At 63.3% G+C, this 16,582-nt stretch carries 20 protein-coding genes; 12 read left to right on the forward strand and 8 right to left on the reverse strand.

Translation table 11 applies throughout. The features are described from left to right. Window positions 1-126 precede the first annotated feature (126 nt). The 3 genes from D6Z43_RS18705 to pilT form a co-directional block, all read right to left on the reverse strand. Window positions 127-522, reverse strand: coding sequence for a TM2 domain-containing protein (locus tag D6Z43_RS18705; protein ID WP_120653585.1), 396 nt, complete (start codon window positions 520-522; stop codon window positions 127-129). A 75-nt stretch (window positions 523-597) separates the two neighbouring features. Next, entirely contained in the window at window positions 598-1,743 is a 1,146-nt protein-coding gene (locus tag D6Z43_RS18710; RefSeq protein WP_120653586.1) for a PilT/PilU family type 4a pilus ATPase, read from the reverse strand. Between the two features lie 27 nt (window positions 1,744-1,770). Further along, entirely contained in the window at window positions 1,771-2,805 is a 1,035-nt protein-coding gene (pilT, locus tag D6Z43_RS18715; protein ID WP_028629028.1) for a type IV pilus twitching motility protein PilT, read from the reverse strand. A gap of 163 nt (window positions 2,806-2,968) precedes the next feature. Here pilT and D6Z43_RS18720 point away from each other — a divergent pair, with 163 nt between their 5' ends. The 12 genes from D6Z43_RS18720 (at window position 2,969) to D6Z43_RS18775 (ending at window position 12,359) form a co-directional block, all read left to right on the forward strand. Further along, the gene (locus D6Z43_RS18720) at window positions 2,969-3,664 is read left to right on the forward strand and encodes a YggS family pyridoxal phosphate-dependent enzyme (RefSeq protein WP_120653587.1); all 696 of its coding nucleotides are present in this window, start codon (window positions 2,969-2,971) and stop codon (window positions 3,662-3,664) included. Window positions 3,665-3,674: 10 nt separating this feature from the next. Next, on the forward strand, window positions 3,675-4,493 hold the full coding sequence (proC, locus tag D6Z43_RS18725; protein ID WP_120653588.1) for a pyrroline-5-carboxylate reductase: 819 nt from the start codon (window positions 3,675-3,677) through the stop codon (window positions 4,491-4,493). A 10-nt stretch (window positions 4,494-4,503) separates the two neighbouring features. Next, entirely contained in the window at window positions 4,504-5,097 is a 594-nt protein-coding gene (locus D6Z43_RS18730; protein ID WP_120653589.1) for a YggT family protein, read from the forward strand. 7 nt (window positions 5,098-5,104) lie between these two features. Beyond that, window positions 5,105-5,401: a DUF167 domain-containing protein gene (locus D6Z43_RS18735; RefSeq protein WP_120653590.1), complete on the forward strand. Its 297-nt coding sequence runs from the start codon at window positions 5,105-5,107 to the stop codon at window positions 5,399-5,401. 210 nt (window positions 5,402-5,611) lie between these two features. Then, window positions 5,612-7,600, forward strand: coding sequence for a dynamin-like GTPase family protein (locus tag D6Z43_RS18740; protein ID WP_120653591.1), 1,989 nt, complete (start codon window positions 5,612-5,614; stop codon window positions 7,598-7,600). Between the two features lie 110 nt (window positions 7,601-7,710). Beyond that, window positions 7,711-8,850, forward strand: coding sequence for a homoserine O-acetyltransferase (locus D6Z43_RS18745; RefSeq protein ID WP_120653592.1), 1,140 nt, complete (start codon window positions 7,711-7,713; stop codon window positions 8,848-8,850). A gap of 3 nt (window positions 8,851-8,853) precedes the next feature. Further along, window positions 8,854-9,474, forward strand: a complete 621-nt coding sequence (gene metW / locus D6Z43_RS18750) for a methionine biosynthesis protein MetW (RefSeq protein ID WP_120653593.1) — start codon at window positions 8,854-8,856, stop codon at window positions 9,472-9,474. Window positions 9,475-9,490: 16 nt separating this feature from the next. Beyond that, window positions 9,491-9,910 (forward strand): DUF4426 domain-containing protein, encoded by a 420-nt coding sequence (locus D6Z43_RS18755; protein ID WP_077524144.1) that lies wholly within the window; start codon window positions 9,491-9,493, stop codon window positions 9,908-9,910. Beyond that, the gene (gene rdgB / locus D6Z43_RS18760; protein ID WP_120653594.1) at window positions 9,907-10,500 is read left to right on the forward strand and encodes an RdgB/HAM1 family non-canonical purine NTP pyrophosphatase; all 594 of its coding nucleotides are present in this window, start codon (window positions 9,907-9,909) and stop codon (window positions 10,498-10,500) included. Before D6Z43_RS18755 ends, rdgB begins: the two co-directional genes overlap by 4 nt. Continuing rightward, window positions 10,497-11,681, forward strand: a complete 1,185-nt coding sequence (gene hemW / locus D6Z43_RS18765; RefSeq protein WP_120653595.1) for a radical SAM family heme chaperone HemW — start codon at window positions 10,497-10,499, stop codon at window positions 11,679-11,681. Before rdgB ends, hemW begins: the two co-directional genes overlap by 4 nt. Window positions 11,682-11,741: 60 nt before the next feature. Further along, the gene (locus tag D6Z43_RS18770) at window positions 11,742-12,065 is read left to right on the forward strand and encodes a DUF3392 domain-containing protein (RefSeq protein ID WP_120653596.1); all 324 of its coding nucleotides are present in this window, start codon (window positions 11,742-11,744) and stop codon (window positions 12,063-12,065) included. Between the two features lie 39 nt (window positions 12,066-12,104). Further along, complete coding sequence (locus tag D6Z43_RS18775; RefSeq protein ID WP_120653597.1) at window positions 12,105-12,359, forward strand: hypothetical protein; 255 nt, start codon at window positions 12,105-12,107, stop codon at window positions 12,357-12,359. A gap of 211 nt (window positions 12,360-12,570) precedes the next feature. Here D6Z43_RS18775 and D6Z43_RS18780 read toward each other — a convergent pair whose 3' ends face one another. From D6Z43_RS18780 to D6Z43_RS18800, 5 genes are all read right to left on the reverse strand, one after another. Next, window positions 12,571-13,914 carry a DUF1329 domain-containing protein gene (locus D6Z43_RS18780; RefSeq protein WP_120655304.1) on the reverse strand — a complete coding sequence of 448 codons (1,344 nt, stop codon included), beginning with the start codon at window positions 13,912-13,914 and terminating at the stop codon, window positions 12,571-12,573. Window positions 13,915-14,068: 154 nt separating this feature from the next. Then, window positions 14,069-14,788 carry a tRNA (guanosine(46)-N7)-methyltransferase TrmB gene (gene trmB / locus D6Z43_RS18785; RefSeq protein WP_120653598.1) on the reverse strand — a complete coding sequence of 240 codons (720 nt, stop codon included), beginning with the start codon at window positions 14,786-14,788 and terminating at the stop codon, window positions 14,069-14,071. 169 nt (window positions 14,789-14,957) lie between these two features. Then, entirely contained in the window at window positions 14,958-15,752 is a 795-nt protein-coding gene (locus D6Z43_RS18790; RefSeq protein WP_077524138.1) for a thiazole synthase, read from the reverse strand. 89 nt (window positions 15,753-15,841) lie between these two features. Then, entirely contained in the window at window positions 15,842-16,042 is a 201-nt protein-coding gene (thiS, locus tag D6Z43_RS18795) for a sulfur carrier protein ThiS (RefSeq protein ID WP_120653599.1), read from the reverse strand. A gap of 106 nt (window positions 16,043-16,148) precedes the next feature. After that, the gene (locus D6Z43_RS18800) at window positions 16,149-16,526 is read right to left on the reverse strand and encodes a DUF423 domain-containing protein (RefSeq protein WP_120653600.1); all 378 of its coding nucleotides are present in this window, start codon (window positions 16,524-16,526) and stop codon (window positions 16,149-16,151) included. Window positions 16,527-16,582 lie beyond the last annotated feature (56 nt).

Raw genomic sequence — 16,582 nt, forward strand, 5'->3', positions numbered from 1 at the left:
ACCAGGCAGGGGGGCGAAGCGGGCGCCCCACGCTGGAACATAGGCCGCAAGGTGAGGTGTCGCCATGGGTTCCGACGAAGGGGGCGGCGCATCAGGGGCCGAGGCCCCCACAAGGAAAAGCGCAGTTCAGCGAGCGTTGAGCACCGAAACCTGGGTGTTCAGGGTCCAGAAGTCGTAGAGCACGCCGATCAGGAAGAAGCCGCCGGTTAGCAGGTAGAGGATGCCGCTGATCCACTTGCCCTGATACATGCGGTGCACGCCGAAGATGCCGAGGAAGGTCAGCAGGATCCAGGCGACGTTGTAGTCGTACTGGCCGGCGTTGAAGCGCAGGGCCGCTTCACGGTCCATGGCGGGAATCAGGAACAGGTCGATGATCCAGCCGATGAAGAACAGGCCAAGGGTGAAGAACCAGATGGTCCCGGTCACTGGCTTGCCATAGTAGAAACGATGGGAACCCAGGAATCCGAAGATCCAGAGCAGGTAGCCGATGGCCTTGCTGTGGGTGTCCTGACGAGTGTTCATGCTGCCTCCTGCAGTGTGTAGTCGAATCGGGCAAGAAGAAGCCCGCCGAAGCGGGCTTTTCCCTGGAGCGCGAGCTTAACGGAAGCGGCGCCCCGGATCTTCTTCGCTCACCTGCAGCGACAGACCATCGCTCATGTGCTGCAGGTGCTCACCATCGGTTTCCGAACCGAGCTTGATCATCAGGCGCAGGTCGTTCGCCGAGTCGGCGTAGAGCAGCGCATCTTCGTAGGTGATCTCGCCCTGGGAATAGAGGTTGTAGAGCGCCTGGTCGAAGGTCTGCATGCCGTGTTCGGTAGAGCGTTTCATCAGGCCCTTGAGCTCGTGGACCTCGCCCTTGCGGATCAGATCGGCGACCAGCGGCGTGTTCAGCAGTACTTCGATCACCGCGCGACGCCCCTTGCCGTCGGGGGTCGGCACCAGTTGCTGGGCGACGATGGCCTTGAGGTTCAGCGACAGGTCCATCCACACCTGCTGCTGCCGATCGGCGGGGAAGAAGTTGATGATACGGTCCAGCGCCTGGTTGGCGTTGTTGGCGTGCAGGGTGGCCAGGCACAGGTGACCGGTTTCCGCAAAGGCGATGGCGTGGTCCATGGTCTCGCGGGTCCGCACTTCGCCGATCAGGATCACGTCTGGCGCCTGGCGCAGGGTGTTCTTCAGGGCCACCTCGAAGGATTCGGTATCGATGCCCACTTCACGCTGGGTGACGATGCAGCTCTGATGCTGGTGGATGAACTCGATCGGGTCCTCGATGGAAATGATGTGACCGCTGCTGTTCTTGTTGCGGTGGCCGATCATCGCCGCCAGAGAGGTGGACTTACCGGTACCGGTGGCGCCGACGAAGAGCACCAGGCCGCGCTTGGTCAGCGACAGCTGCTTGAGGATTTCCGGCAGCTTCAGCTCGTCGATGGTGGGGATGGTGGTCTCGATCCGACGCAACACCATGCCTACCAGGTTGCGCTGGTAGAAGGCACTGACCCGGAAGCGACCAATGCCCCGCGCACTGATGGCGAAGTTGCACTCGTGGTTCTCTGCGAAGTCGCGCCGCTGCTGTTCGTTCATCACGCCCATCACGGTTTCCCGCGTCATTTCCGGCGACATGGGGTTCTTGGTCACCGGCATGATCTTGCCATTGACCTTCATCGATGGCGGCACGCCCGCCGTGACGAAGAGGTCGGAACCGCCTTTTTCCACCATCAGGCGCAACAGTTTCTCGAATTCCATGACGTTCTCGCTGGCCGCTCAGGCGAATCAGAAGTTTTCCGGGCTCTTGGCCTTTTCCCGCGCGCTTTCACGACTGACCAGTCCCTTGGCGACAAGCCCCTTGAGGCACATGTCGAGGGTCTGCATGCCGAGCGAGCCGCCGGTCTGGATGGCGGAATACATCTGCGCCACCTTGTCTTCGCGAATCAGGTTACGGATTGCCGGGGTGCCGATCATGATCTCGTGAGCCGCCACCCGACCGCCGCCGATCTTCTTCAGCAGGGTCTGGGAAATCACCGACTGCAGGGACTCGGAGAGCATGGAGCGGACCATGGACTTTTCCTCGGCGGGGAATACGTCGACCACGCGGTCGATGGTCTTGGCCGCGGAGGTGGTGTGCAGGGTGCCGAATACCAGGTGACCGGTTTCCGCGGCGGTCAGCGCCAGGCGGATGGTCTCCAGGTCACGCATCTCACCCACCAGGATGATGTCCGGGTCTTCACGCAGTGCCGAGCGCAGGGCTTCGTTGAAGCCGAGCGTATCGCGGTGCACTTCCCGCTGGTTGATCAGGCACTTCTTCGATTCGTGGACGAATTCGATCGGATCTTCCACGGTGAGGATGTGGTGGTACTTGGTGCTGTTCAGGTAGTCGAGCATCGCCGCCAGCGTGGTGGACTTGCCCGAGCCGGTGGGGCCGGTGACCAGCACCAGGCCGCGGGGAACGTCTGAGATCTTCTTGAAGATCTCGCCCATCCCCAGGTCCTCCATGCTCAGCACCTTGGAAGGAATGGTCCGGAACACGGCGCCGGCGCCGCGGTTCTGGTTGAAGGCGTTGACCCGGAAACGTGCGACGCCCGGGACTTCGAAGGAGAAGTCTGTCTCGAGGAACTCCTCGAAATCCTTGCGCTGCTTGTCGTTCATGATGTCGTAGATCAACGCGTGGACCTGCTTGTGGTCCAGGGCCGGAAGGTTGATCCGGCGCACGTCGCCATCGACGCGAATCATGGGTGGCAGGCCGGCCGAGAGATGCAGGTCCGAAGCGCCCTGCTTGGCGCTGAAGGCAAGCAGCTCAGTAATGTCCATGGGGCTCCCCAATTCGAAGCAAACGGTTTGCAGACCGCTGAATGATCACTGCGCCAGGCTAGCGGCTCGCGAAGCCGACCAGCCTGGCCGTCGCTCGCTACATTTTTCAGCGGCAGTTAGAATGCCGCAGACCCCACTCAGGCCGGGCTGTAGAGCGCAGGTAATGTCCACGATAGCAGACAATATTGCAAAGGTTCGCGCGCGTATCCGTGAGGCGGCGCAAGCCTCCGGGAGAGAATTTTCCAGTATCGGCCTGCTGGCCGTGAGCAAGACCAAACCCGCAGCCGCAATCCGCGACGCGTTCGCCTCAGGAATCGTCGATTTCGGCGAAAACTATCTGCAGGAAGCCCTGACCAAGCAAATCGAGCTGGCCGACCTTCCGCTGACCTGGCATTTCATCGGCCCGATTCAGTCGAACAAGACCAAATCCATTGCTGAACATTTCCACTGGGTGCATTCGGTGGACCGCCTGAAGATCGCCGAGCGCCTTTCCGCCCAGCGCCCCGCCGGGATGCCGCCGCTGAACATCTGTCTACAGGTGAACGTCAGTGGCGAGGCCAGCAAATCCGGCTGCACCCCTGAGGAGCTGCCGGCCCTTGCCGTCGCCGTGAGCGACTTGCCGAACTTGCGCCTGCGCGGCCTGATGGCTATCCCGGAACCTACTGATGACCTGGCGGAGCAGCATGCCGCCTTCGCTCGCCTGCGCCAGTTGCAGGCAGCACTGAACCCCTCCCTGGACACCCTGTCCATGGGCATGAGCCATGACCTCGAAGCGGCCATCGCCGAAGGCGCCACCTGGGTGCGGATCGGCACCGCGCTATTCGGCGCCCGCGACTACGGCCAGCCTTCGCATTCATAAGGAAGCATTGATGAGCACTCCCCGCATTGCATTCATCGGCGCCGGCAACATGGCCGCCAGCCTGATCGGCGGCCTGCGCGCCCAGGGCGTCGCCGCCGACCATATCCGCGCCAGCGACCCCGGTGCAGAGCAGCGCGCGAAAGTCGCCGCCGAGCACGGCATAGAAGTGGTGGAAAGCAACGCCGACGCTGTACAAGGTGCGGACGTGGTGGTTCTCGCAACCAAGCCGCAAGTCATGAAAACCGTTTGCCAGGCCCTTGCGCCCAGCCTCAAGGACGGCCAACTGGTGGTCTCCATTGCCGCCGGCATCACCTGCGCCAGCCTGTCCACCTGGCTTGGCGCGCGCCCGATCGTACGCTGCATGCCCAACACTCCGGCGCTGCTGCGCCAGGGCGTCAGCGGCCTGTACGCCAACGCCGAGGTCAGCGCCGCCCAGCGCGAACAGGCCGAGCAGCTGCTGTCTGCCGTGGGCATCGCACTATGGCTGGACGAAGAGAAGCTGATCGACGCCGTGACCGCTGTATCCGGCAGCGGCCCGGCCTACTTCTTCCTGCTGATGGAAGCGATGACCGCCGCCGGCGAAAAACTCGGCCTGCCCCGCGCCACCGCCGAGCAGTTGACCTTGCAAACCGCCCTGGGTGCCGCGCGCATGGCGGTATCCAGTGACGTGGACGCCGCCGAGCTGCGCCGGCGCGTCACCTCGCCCAACGGCACCACCGAAGCGGCGATCAAGACTTTCCAGGCCGGAGGCTTTGAAGCCCTGGTGCAACAGGCCCTGAACGCCGCCGACCGGCGTTCTGCCGAACTGGCCGAACAACTGGGCCAATAAGGAGCTTTCGATGACCGGACTCAACACCGCCGCCATCTACGTGATCCAGACCCTCGGCAGCCTCTACCTGCTGATCGTCCTGCTGCGTTTCATCCTGCAACTGGTGCGCGCCGACTTCTACAACCCCCTGAGCCAGTTCGTGGTGCGCGCCACCAAACCGCTGCTCAACCCTCTGCGCAAGATCATCCCCGGCTTCGGCGGGCTCGATCTCGCCTCACTGGTGCTGGCGATCCTGGTCCAGCTCCTGCTGATGGTCGTCACCCTAACCCTGATGGGCTACGGCGTCGGCGGCTACCTGCTGCAGTTGCTGATCTGGTCGATCATTGGCGTCACCTCGCTGTTCCTGAAGGTGTTCTTCTTCGCCCTGATCATCAGCGTGATCCTGTCCTGGGTCGCGCCGGGCAGCTACAACCCCGGCGCGCAGCTGGTGAACCAGATCTGCGAGCCGCTGCTGATGCCGTTCCGCAAGCTGTTACCGAATCTCGGCGGCTTGGATATTTCGCCGATCTTCGCCTTCATTGCGCTGAAACTGCTGGATATGCTGGTCATCGGCAACCTCGCCGCCATGACCGGCATGCCGCAGATCCTCAGCCCATTCCTCTGATCTCCCCATGAGCTGGTATCGCTGGGCAGGAGAGGACCTGATCCTCGACTGCCACCTGCAGCCCAAGGCGAGCCGAGACGAGTTCGCCGGGCTGCACGGCGAGCGCCTGAAGATCCGCCTCACCGCACCACCGGTGGAAGGCAAGGCCAATACCCACCTGATGGCCTTCCTGGCGGAGGCCTTCGGTGTCTCCAAGAGCCAGGTGACCCTGGAAAGCGGTGAACTGAACCGCCAGAAGCGGGTACGTATCCGGTCCCCGCGAGCCCTCCCAGACCTTCCCGGATTGACCGCTCGGCAACCCTGACCGACCTTAAGGCGGGCATCGCCTGCCCGGCGATTGACGGCCATCCCCCAAGGCGCATAATGCCGAGCAATGACAGGCTGGCACTCTGCCTTTACCTCGTCCCGGAGCCGATCTCCGGCGGGCGTGGTGCGACCACCAGCGTCGTCGACAACCCGATTCGAGTTTTATCCATTCCCGTACGCAGGATGCGTGTTCACGAGGAGAGCCTGAATGAGCATGGAGCGTCTCAGTCAGCAAGTCGACGCCTACGTCGCCTGGAAACGTGAGTTGTTGCGGGAGATCACCCGCTATAGAAGCTGGCTGGAACATAACCGGCTCAACTCCGACGCACTCTCCACCAAACTGGAACGTGCTCAGCGCCTCCTGCGCACCGACCACATCACCCTGGCCTTCGTCGGCGAGTTCTCCCGCGGCAAGACCGAGCTGATCAACTGCCTGTTCTTCTCCGAGTTTGGCCAGCGCATGCTGCCATCCCAGGCTGGGCGCACGACCATGTGCCCCACCGAGCTGTTCTACGATCCTCGCTCCGAACGCTCTTACATCCGCCTGCTGCCCATCGAGTCACGCATGGCCGAAGCCAGCGTCTCTCAGTTCAAGCGGGCGCCCCGACACTGGGTGAACATCCCTCTGGACCCAAGCGACCCGGACAACATGATCCAGGCCTTCGCCCAGGTTGCGCGTACCAAGCCGATGCCAGTGGAGCAGGCCATCCAGCTCGGTTTCCACCCGGACATGCTCGACCCCACCGGCCGCCCCGGCGAAGTGCTGGTCCCGGCCTGGCGCCACGCCATGGTCAACTTCGATCATCCGCTGCTGCGCCAGGGCCTGCGCATCCTCGACACCCCCGGCCTGAATGCCCTCGGCAGCGAACCGGAGCTGACCCTGTCGATGTTGCCCGCCGCCCAGGCCATCGTCTTCCTGCTCTCAGCCGATACCGGCGTCACCGCCAGTGACATGGACGTCTGGCAGCAGCACATCCGCCAGCTTGATGAAGACACCCAGTCTCATCTGTTCGCGGTACTGAACAAGATCGACGTGCTCTGGGACGACCTCGCCGGCGAGAAATTTGTGCAGAACGCCATCCGCCGCATCCAGGAAACCACTGCCCGCCAGCTCGGTATCCGCAGCGACGAAGTGCTGCCGTTGTCGGCCAAGCAGGCGCTGCTGGCCAAGGTGCGCAACGACAGGGAGCTTCTCGCGCGCAGCCAGATCGGCGCGCTGGAAGAGCTGCTCTGCGATCGGATCGTCACGCAGAAGGAGCGCCTGATCGAGGATCACGTGGCGCATCAGATGATGGCCCTGCTGCAGAACAGCCTGCATGTGCTCAACCTGCGCCTGGAAAAAGTGCGAGAGCAGCAGGCGATGCTCGACAGCCACCAACAGGACAACGGCCAGATGCTCTTCGAGCTGACGGCGCGCACCAAACAGGATCATGCTCAGCACCACCGCCGCCTCCTCGGCCTGAAGACTAACCAGCGCCTGCTCAAGCGCCAGGGCGACGCCCTGCGCAATGCCGCCCGTACGGAGCACCTGGAAGAACACCTGGCACGTCTGCGCCGCGAACTCACCGGCAGCTGGACAACCGTCGGCATCAACCAGGGCATCCTGCACTTCTTCCGTTCCGTGGCGCTCGACCTGCACAACCTCGAACACGAAGCCGAGATGGCCAACAAGATGGTTGCGGCCATCTACCGCCGGCACAACGAAGAGAACCCGCTGAACGGGGTCGATGCGCCGCAGTTCAATGTGCAGCGCTACCTGCGCGAGCTTGGACAGCTGCGCTCCAAGGCCGACCAGTTCCGCCTGCATCCCAAGACCCTGCTGACCGAGCAACGCCAGCTCGGCAAACGTTTCTTCGACACTCTGGTGCAGGAAGTCATCGGCATGCACCAGCGCCTGCGCCTGGAAGTCGCACAATGGGCTGGCGATGCGCTGATGCCGCTGATGCAGCACACCCTGGAGCACAAGCAGCTTCTGGAAACCCACATGTTGCGCCTGAAGGCCCTGGCCCAGGAAACCCAGCTCACCCGCCAACGCGGTCAGCAGCTGGAGCGCTACACCGAGGAACTGGAGCAGCAGATCAGCGAAGCCAACGAAATGCTCCGGACTTTCCGCCTTCCCTCGCCGATGCAGCGGATGGGCAAGGTGGTCAACCTGCCTGTGGCAGCTCGCAAACAGCACGGTGGCGAGTCCGCCTGAACGCCCGCAGCGCCTGATTATTCAACGCTTTAGCCGCCGCCCCCTGCGCTTGCCGCAGGGGGCGGCGCTCTTTAGACTGGCGCCCTTCCCAGATTGAGAGCAGGGTCGCGATGCCCACCGCCATTCCCGCAGATTCCGTCGGCCTGGTCAGCCCCCAGGTACAGCACTTCAGCGAACCGCTGGCACTGGCCTGCGGCCGCAGCCTCGCCAATTACGAACTGGTTTATGAAACCTACGGCGAGCTGAATGCCGACCACAGCAATGCAGTGCTGATCTGCCATGCGCTCTCCGGCCATCATCACGCCGCTGGCTACCACAGCATGGAGGATCGCAAGCCGGGCTGGTGGGACAGTTGCATCGGTCCGGGCAAGCCCATCGACACTCTGAAGTTCTTCGTCGTCAGCCTGAACAACCTCGGCGGTTGCAACGGTTCTACCGGCCCCTCCAGCATCAACCCGGCCACCGGTACCCCCTTCGGGGCCGACTTCCCGGTGATGACGGTGGAAGACTGGGTCCACAGCCAGGCGCGCCTCGCCGATACCCTGGGCATCCAGCAATGGGCCGCAGTGGTTGGCGGCAGCCTCGGCGGCATGCAGGCCCTGCAGTGGACCATCAGCTACCCGGACCGTGTACGCCACTGCCTGGCCATTGCCTCCGCGCCAAAGCTCTCGGCACAGAACATCGCCTTCAACGAGGTGGCGCGCCAGGCCATCCTCACCGACCCGGACTTCCACGGCGGGCACTTCCAGGACCAGGGCGTGATCCCCAAGCGCGGCCTGATGTTGGCGCGCATGGTCGGCCACATCACCTACCTGTCGGACGACGCCATGGGTGAGAAATTCGGCCGTGGCCTGAAAAGCGAGAAGCTCAACTACGACTTCCACAGCGTGGAGTTCCAGGTGGAAAGCTACCTGCGCTACCAGGGCGAGGAGTTCTCCGGGCGCTTCGACGCCAACACCTACCTGCTGATGACCAAGGCGCTGGACTACTTCGACCCGGCCGGTCCTCATGACGGCGACCTGGCACGCACCCTGGCCGGAGCCAAGGCGGACTTCTGCGTGATGTCCTTCACCACCGACTGGCGCTTCTCCCCGGCCCGCTCGCGGGAAATCGTCGATGCCCTCATCGCCGCGCGAAAGAACGTCAACTACCTGGAAATCGACGCCCCCCAGGGCCACGATGCCTTCCTCATGCCGATTCCGCGCTACCTCCAGGCCTTCAGCAGCTACATGAAAAGGATTGCGGTGTAACCCATGCGTGCCGACCTAGAAATCATCCAGGACTGGATTCCCGCCGGCAGCCGGGTGCTCGACCTTGGCTGCGGCCGTGGCGAGTTGCTGGCCTGGCTGCGCGACAACAAGCAGGTCAGCGGCTATGGCCTGGAAATCGACCCGGAAAACATCGCTCACTGCATTGACCGGGGCGTGAACGTGATCGAGCAGGACCTGGACAAGGGCCTGGGCAATTTCGCCAGCAACAGCTTCGACGTCGTGGTGATGACCCAGGCGCTGCAGGCCGTGCACTACCCCGATCGCATCCTCCAGGAAATGCTGCGGGTCGGCCGTGAGTGCATCATCACCTTCCCCAACTTCGGCCATTGGCGCTGCCGCTGGTACCTCGCTCGCTACGGCCGCATGCCGGTATCGGAATTCCTGCCCTACACCTGGTACAACACGCCGAACATCCACTTCTGCACCTTCAAGGACTTCGAGGCGCTATGCCGCGAAATGCAGGTGAAAGTGCTCGACCGACTCGCCGTGGACAACGAGCACCGGCACAACCTGCCCAGCCGCGTTTGGCCTAATCTGTTGGGTGAGATCGGCATCTATCGCGTCAGCGGCCCGAGTCTTGCGGATCACCGCGTCGCGGTCTGAACAAAGGAGGCACACCATGCGTCGTCTAGCCCTGTTCCTTTTCGCCCTTTGCCTGGCGCTGCCGGCAGCCGCCGAGCGCAAACAGACCTTTGGCGACCTGGACGTGCACTACAACGCGTTCAACTCGAGTTTCCTGCAGCCGGACATCGCCGCCGCCGTGGGCCTGACCCGCAGCAAGACCCAAGGCGTGGTCAACGTCGCTGTGCTCAAGGCTGGCAAGGCCAGCACGGCCCAGGTCAGCGGCCAGGTGAAGAACCTGCTTGGCCAGGTCACGCCACTGCAGTTCAAGCAAATCAGCGAAGGCGAGGCCATTTACTACCTCGCGCAGTTCCCCTTCAACGAGCGTGAAATGCTCAATTTCACCCTCAATGTGCAACGCGGAGACGAAGCCGCCCACAGCTTCAGCTTCGACCAGGAATTCTTCCCCGACGAATGATGCCCTTCAATGAACTGGTGCTGGCCAGCCACAACGCCGGCAAACTCAAGGAACTCCAGGCCATGCTCGGCGACAGCGTGAAAGTGCGCTCCATCGCCGAGTTCAGCGACGTCGAGCCGGAAGAAACCGGCCTGTCCTTCGTCGAGAACGCCATTCTCAAGGCCCGCAATGCGGCAAAGGTGTCCGGCTTGCCGGCGCTGGCCGACGACTCCGGCCTGGCGGTGGACTTCCTCGGCGGTGCGCCGGGCATCTACTCGGCACGCTATGCCGACGGCAAGGGCGACGCGGCGAACAACGCCAAACTGCTCGAGGCCCTGAGCGACGTCCCCGAGGCCGAGCGCGGCGCGCAGTTCATCTGCAGCCTGGCGCTGATGCGCCACGCCGATGACCCGCTGCCGATCCTCTGTGAAGGCATCTGGCGCGGCAGCATCCTGTTCGAAGCCCGTGGCGAGCAGGGCTTCGGCTACGACCCGCTGTTCTGGGTCCCCGAATGCGGCTGCTCCAGCGCCGAACTGTCGCCGATCGACAAGAACCAACTCAGCCACCGCGCCCGTGCCATGGCCCTGCTCAAGCAGCGGCTGGGTATATGAAAGGCACGGCCTCGCACCCGGAGGCTGGAGACCGGGAGATCGGCTTCCAGCTCCCGCCCCTGGCGCTCTATGTCCATATCCCCTGGTGCGTGCGCAAGTGCCCCTACTGCGACTTCAACTCCCATGCCGCAGGCTCCGAACTGCCTGAAGAGGCCTACATCGATGCCCTGCTTGCGGACATGGACCAGGACCTCGGCCATGTCCATGGTCGCTCACTGACGTCGATCTTCTTCGGTGGCGGCACACCCAGCCTGTTCAGTGCCAACGCCATCGGAAGGTTGCTGGATGGCGTGGAGCAGCGGGTACCCTTCGCCCGCGATATCGAGATCACCCTCGAAGCCAACCCCGGCACCTTCGAGCAGGCCAAGTTCGCCGCGTACCGGCAGCTCGGCATCAACCGTCTCTCCATCGGCGTACAGAGCTTCCAGGAAGCCAAGCTCAAGGCCCTGGGACGCATCCACAACGGCGAAGAAGCCGTGCGCGCTGCCGACATGGCTCGCAAGGCCGGCTTCGATAATTTCAACCTGGATCTGATGCACGGCCTGCCCGACCAGTCCCAGGAAGATGCCCTGGAAGACCTGCGCACAGCCATCGCCCAGGGACCGACGCACCTCTCCTGGTACCAGCTGACCATGGAGCCAAACACGGTGTTCTGGAACCAGCCGCCGGAGCTGCCCGAGGACGACATCCTTTGGGACATCCAGGAGGCCGGTCAGGCGCTACTGGCCGAAGAGGGGTACGCGCAGTACGAAGTGTCCGCCTATGCCCGTGACGGCCAGCGCGCACGGCACAACCTCAACTACTGGAGCTTCGGCGACTTCCTCGGCATCGGTGCCGGCGCCCACGCCAAAATGAGCAGCCCGGAAGGCCGCATCATCCGCAGCTGGAAAACCCGCCTGCCGAAGGACTATCTGGATTCCTCCAAACGCTTCCAGGCCGGCGAACGCCACCTCGACCATGACGAACTGCCCTTCGAATTCCTCATGAACGTGCTGCGCCTCACGGACGGCGTGCCCGCGGAGTTGTTCACTCAGCGCACCGGCATGCCGCTGGCCAGCCTGGCAGCGGCGCGTAGCGAAGCAGAGGCCCGCGGTCTACTGCTGAAGGACCCGCAACGCCTGGTTGCCACCCGCGAAGGCCAGCTGTTCCTCAACGACCTGCTGCAGCATTTCCTGCCTTGACGGGCACACCACGGATTTGGAATCGTCTGCCCCCGAACCATTTCGCCAAGGACCCTCTGGATGGAAGTCGTACTGGACCTGATCGCCACCCTCTCGCGCTGGAGCCGCGGCCACCTGCACGATATTGCCCTGGCCATAATGGCCACCGTCCTGGTGCTGTTCGGGCCCGCCCTGAACGCCTGGGTGCAGCAGCGCATCGGTAGCCTCAACTTCCTGTTCCGCACCCTGCTCTTCGTACTGCTCTGCGCGGTGGGCTACGGACTGGCGATGATCTACCTGACGCCCTGGCTGGCCAAAGGTCTGGGCTACTTCAACAACTACACCCTGGCGCCCGTCCTGCTACTAGTCTTCTTCGTGATCGGTGTGATCGCCGATCGCAACTAGGATCGGCGGCTCCCGGCCGCCACCGCCGGGAGCACGCCCATGAAACCGATCAAGCACCTCTATCTGCACTTCCAGGACGGCCAACGCCTGGCCTTGCGCTTTCCCCAGCAAACCGCCAACCCGGTAGAAATCGCCCGGGGACTGCGTATCCAGCTGGAATCTCCCTTCCTCAGCATCGAAGTGGATGGCGACCTGCTGCTGATCCCGCGGGAAAGCATCAAGTACATGCAGATAAGCCCCGCACCGCCGACTCTGCCCGAGGCGACGCTGACTGGCGCGGAACTCATCAATTAGCGCGGCCTTCCGGATAGGGTGGACCACGCTTCACCGCTCGGGTTTGAAAGCGCTCAGCGGATGGATGTGAAAAGCGAAATCCACCCTGCGAAACGACGGAACCTGCGGTGTGGACGGTAGGGTGCGCCTCCCGCGCACAGCGCCCCTACGAAACACCCGCCCATTAAAAAGCCGCCCCGAGGGGCGGCTGGGATGGCCAGGCAGGCCGGAATCAGTTGCCTTCGCGCCGTAGCGCCTGGGGCGTGAAGTCCCTCGGGCTGAGCGGGGCGTTGAAATCATACATGGGTTCGTTGTTGTCGAGACCGTCGACGAAGTAACGGTCACCCACGAAATCGTAGATGGTTTCCAACGTACTGCCGAACATCGGCACATCGTAGTAGCTGATCGGGTGGCTTTCCTGCATGCCGCTCAAGCGCCCGTCCTTGTCGTAGAGATCTACAGCGAGAATCTGCCAGCTGTCCTCATCCAGGTAGAAACGACGCTTGGCGTAGGGATGGGTGAAGCCCTTGCGCAGGGTCGCTTCCACCACCCAGACGCGATGCTGCTCGTAGCGCAGCAGGTCGGGGTTCACGTAGCTGGACTTGAGGATCTGCTCGTAGGGAATGCCCTTCTGATGCACGGCGTAGCTGTTGTAGGGCACCAGCATTTCCTGCTTGCCCAGTAGCTGCCACTCGTAGCGGTCCGGCGCACCGTTATAGGAGTCCACTACGTCAGCCGTGGCCAGGCCATTGGTGTCGGGCTGCAGAGTGTCGTACGCCAGCATCGGCAAACGCCGGACACGACGCTCACCACGGTTGAACCGCCAGGCCTTGCGGATCGACAGCACCTGGTCGAGGGTTTCCTGTACCACCAGCGCCGAACCCGACAGCTTGGCCGGGGCGACGACGCGGTACTTGTAGAAGAACAGGGTGTTCTCCAGGTTCCCCGGAGTCATGCCGTCGCGGCCATAGACGAAGTAGATGTCCCGTTCCAGCTTCAGCAGGTTGTAGCTGCCATTGGCCAGGACTGCTGCCTGGTTGGTAGTGAAGTGAATCTGCTCACCGCGATAGCGCAGGATGTGGTTCCAGATGGCTTCCAGGCCGCTTGCCGGCATCGGGAAGGGAACACCCGCAGCCACGCCCTCGACACCGTTGCCGCCAGCGATCAGCGAACCGTTCACGGCATTGAAGCGGGTGGCGTCATAGATGCGCTGTGGCGCCGCGGCGCTGCGATGGGTCGGGAAGACCCGCAGCTTGTATTCCGGGTGCTCCTGCAGCAGGGCCTTGTATCCCGGCGTCAGGATCTGCTCGTACTGAGCGAGGTTCTTGCCGTCTATGACGAAGCGCGGGGCTTCACCGGCGTAGGGGTCAGGGTGATGCATGCCCGGCTGGTAGCCGGCCGGCGGGGTGGCAAGACCGCCATCCCAGGCCGGGATGGTGCCCGCGGTATTGCCGGCACGTTCGCCGCCAAGGGGGGTGAGGTCCTGCCCGAGACGGGCGGCCTGGGTAGCGTCGACCTTGGCCTGGGCTTGCAGGGCGCAGCCAGCCAGGAGCAGATATCCGAATGTTCTCAACAACACAGCCTTCTCCTCACGACGTAATAGGCATTACGTCGCTCTTATTCTTATGCCGCCCGCTCAATGAGCAGACGTTGCTATCGTCGGATCAGGTGAGGTGCCGGGTTGTCCCGGTCTAGTCAGGTGCGCCGGTGCGCCGCTGAGCGGCGCCCGGTCAATCGATGCGTTGGAACTTGAGGTCCCAGACGCCATGGCCGAGGCGCTCGCCGCGGCGCTCGAACTTGGTGATCGGGCGCTCTTCCGGGCGCGGCACGTAGCGGCCGTCCTCGGCCAGGTTGCGGTAACCCGGTGCGACGCTCATCACTTCCAGCATGTGCTCGGCGTAGTGCTCCCAGTCGGTGGCCATGTGCAGGACGCCGCCAACCTTGAGCTTCTGCCGCACCAGCTCGGCGAACGCCAGCTGCACGATCCGCCGCTTGTGGTGACGGGACTTGTGCCAGGGGTCAGGGAAGAACAACAGCACGCGGTCCAGGCTCGCATCTGCAACACAGTCACGCAGCACCTCAAGGGCATCGCAGCTGTACACGCGGATGTTGGAGAGCCCCTGGGTCATGGCGCCATTCAACAGGGCGCCGACGCCGGGACGGTGCACTTCGACACCGATGAAGTCCTGCTCCGGCGCGGCAGCGGCCATCTCCAGGGTGGCATGGCCCATGCCGAAACCGATCTCGAAGGTGCGCGGCGCACTGCGACCGAACAGGGCATCGAAGTCCTGCGGGCCGTCGGCCAGCTCCAGGCCGAACTTCGGCCAGCCCTGGTCGAGGCCGCGCTGTTGACCTTCGGTCATGCGCCCGGCACGCATCACGAAACTCTTGATGGTGCGGTGATGGCGCGTTTCGTCGGCGGCGGCCGGCGAGCCCTGTTCTTCAATCATCTTGCGAAAACCTTTCAGTGGAACTCAGCAGAACCTGTTCACGATCTTGCGAGTAAAAGACATGCCAGGCAAAAACAGGCGAGGAAGCGGATTTTACAGCTGTAAATGAGCATTCCGAGCCTGTTCTTAGCGCCCCAGGGCCAACACGCAGCTGATCGTGACCAGTTTCTCAGCGGATCAGACCATCCAGCGGCGAAGACGCGCTGGCGTAGAGCTTGCGCGGCATACGCCCGGCCAGGTAGGCGAGGCGGCCGGCAACGATGGCGTGTTTCATGGCCTCGGCCATCATCACGGGGTTCTGCGCATGGGCGATGGCGGTGTTCATCAACACGGCTTCGCAGCCCAGTTCCATGGCGATAGTGGCGTCGGAAGCGGTGCCCACACCGGCGTCGACCAGCACCGGAACCTTGGCTTCTTCGAGGATGATGCGCAGGTTCCAGGGGTTGCAGATGCCCATACCCGAGCCAATCAGACCGGCCAGGGGCATCACGGCGATGCAGCCCATCTCGGCCAATTGGCGGGCGATGATGGGATCGTCGCTCGTGTAGACCATGACGTCGAAGCCGTCCTTGACCAGTTGCTCGGCGGCCTTGAGGGTTTCGACGACGTTGGGGAAGAGGGTTTTCTGGTCAGCCAGGACTTCCAGCTTGACCAGGTTGTGGCCATCCAGCAGCTCGCGAGCCAGGCGGCAGGTGCGCACGGCTTCTTCGGCGTTATAGCAACCGGCGGTGTTCGGCAGGATGGTGTACTTGTCCGGGGAAATCACGTCCAGCAGGTTCGGTTCGCCCGGGTTCTGGCCGATGTTGGTACGGCGCACGGCCACAGTGACGATCTCGGCGCCGGAGGCCTCGATGGCGACACGGGTTTCTTCGAGGTCCTTGTACTTGCCGGTGCCCACCAGCAGACGCGATTCATAGGTGCGGCCCGCGAGGGTAAAGGGCTTGTCGATCGGCGTTTGGCTCATGCTGGACTCCTGGCGGGCAGAGGGAATTGCTTGATACGCGGAACAGGTGCTGCGGATGGCGTGGCTGGGCAGGTTGGAAACCCACTCTACTAGCCGCCGCCTATGGCTTGGACCACCTCGACGCGATCGCCTTCGCACAGGGCGGTGGCGGCGTGCTGGCTTCGCGGCACGATATCGAGATTGAGCTCGACCGCAACGCGGCGGCCGGCCAGGTCCAGGCGGGAAATGAGGTCCGCGACGGTCTGGCCGTCGGGTAACTCGAAGGATTCGCCGTTCAACTGAATGCGCATGACGGATCAGTCACAACTGGAAAGGGGACGGCATTCTAGCCCGATAGGCGCGCGGCACCAAGGCAAAAGGACGCCATTCGTCCCGCAATTTGACGCCACGGTCAAGTTAGCGATTCGCAAGATTCCAGGCCGAGAGCCCCAGGCATAGCCAACCGGCGAGGAAGGCCAGACCGCCGAAGGGCGTGATGATGCCAAGCTTGCCGACACCGCTGAGGGTCAGCAGGTAGAGGCTTCCGGAGAACAGCAGGATACCGAGGGCGAAGAAGCCACCGGCCAGATTCACCAGGCGGCCAGGTGCATGCAGCGCCAGCAGGGCCACGCCGAACAGAGCCAGGGCATGGATCAGCTGGTAGTGGGTGCCTGTCTGGAACACCGCCAGGTACTCGGGCGTCAGCCTGCTTTTCAGGCCGTGGGCGGCAAAAGCCCCCAGGGCCACCCCGGTAAAACCGGCGAATGCGGAAAGCAGCAGGAACAGGCGAGCCATGGGGACTCCAGACAGAGGGAAGACGGCCGCTATAATGGCGCGCTAATTTCCCCGGG

It is taken from the genome of Pseudomonas sp. DY-1 (assembly GCF_003626975.1).
In the GTDB taxonomy this organism is placed as follows: domain Bacteria; phylum Pseudomonadota; class Gammaproteobacteria; order Pseudomonadales; family Pseudomonadaceae; genus Metapseudomonas.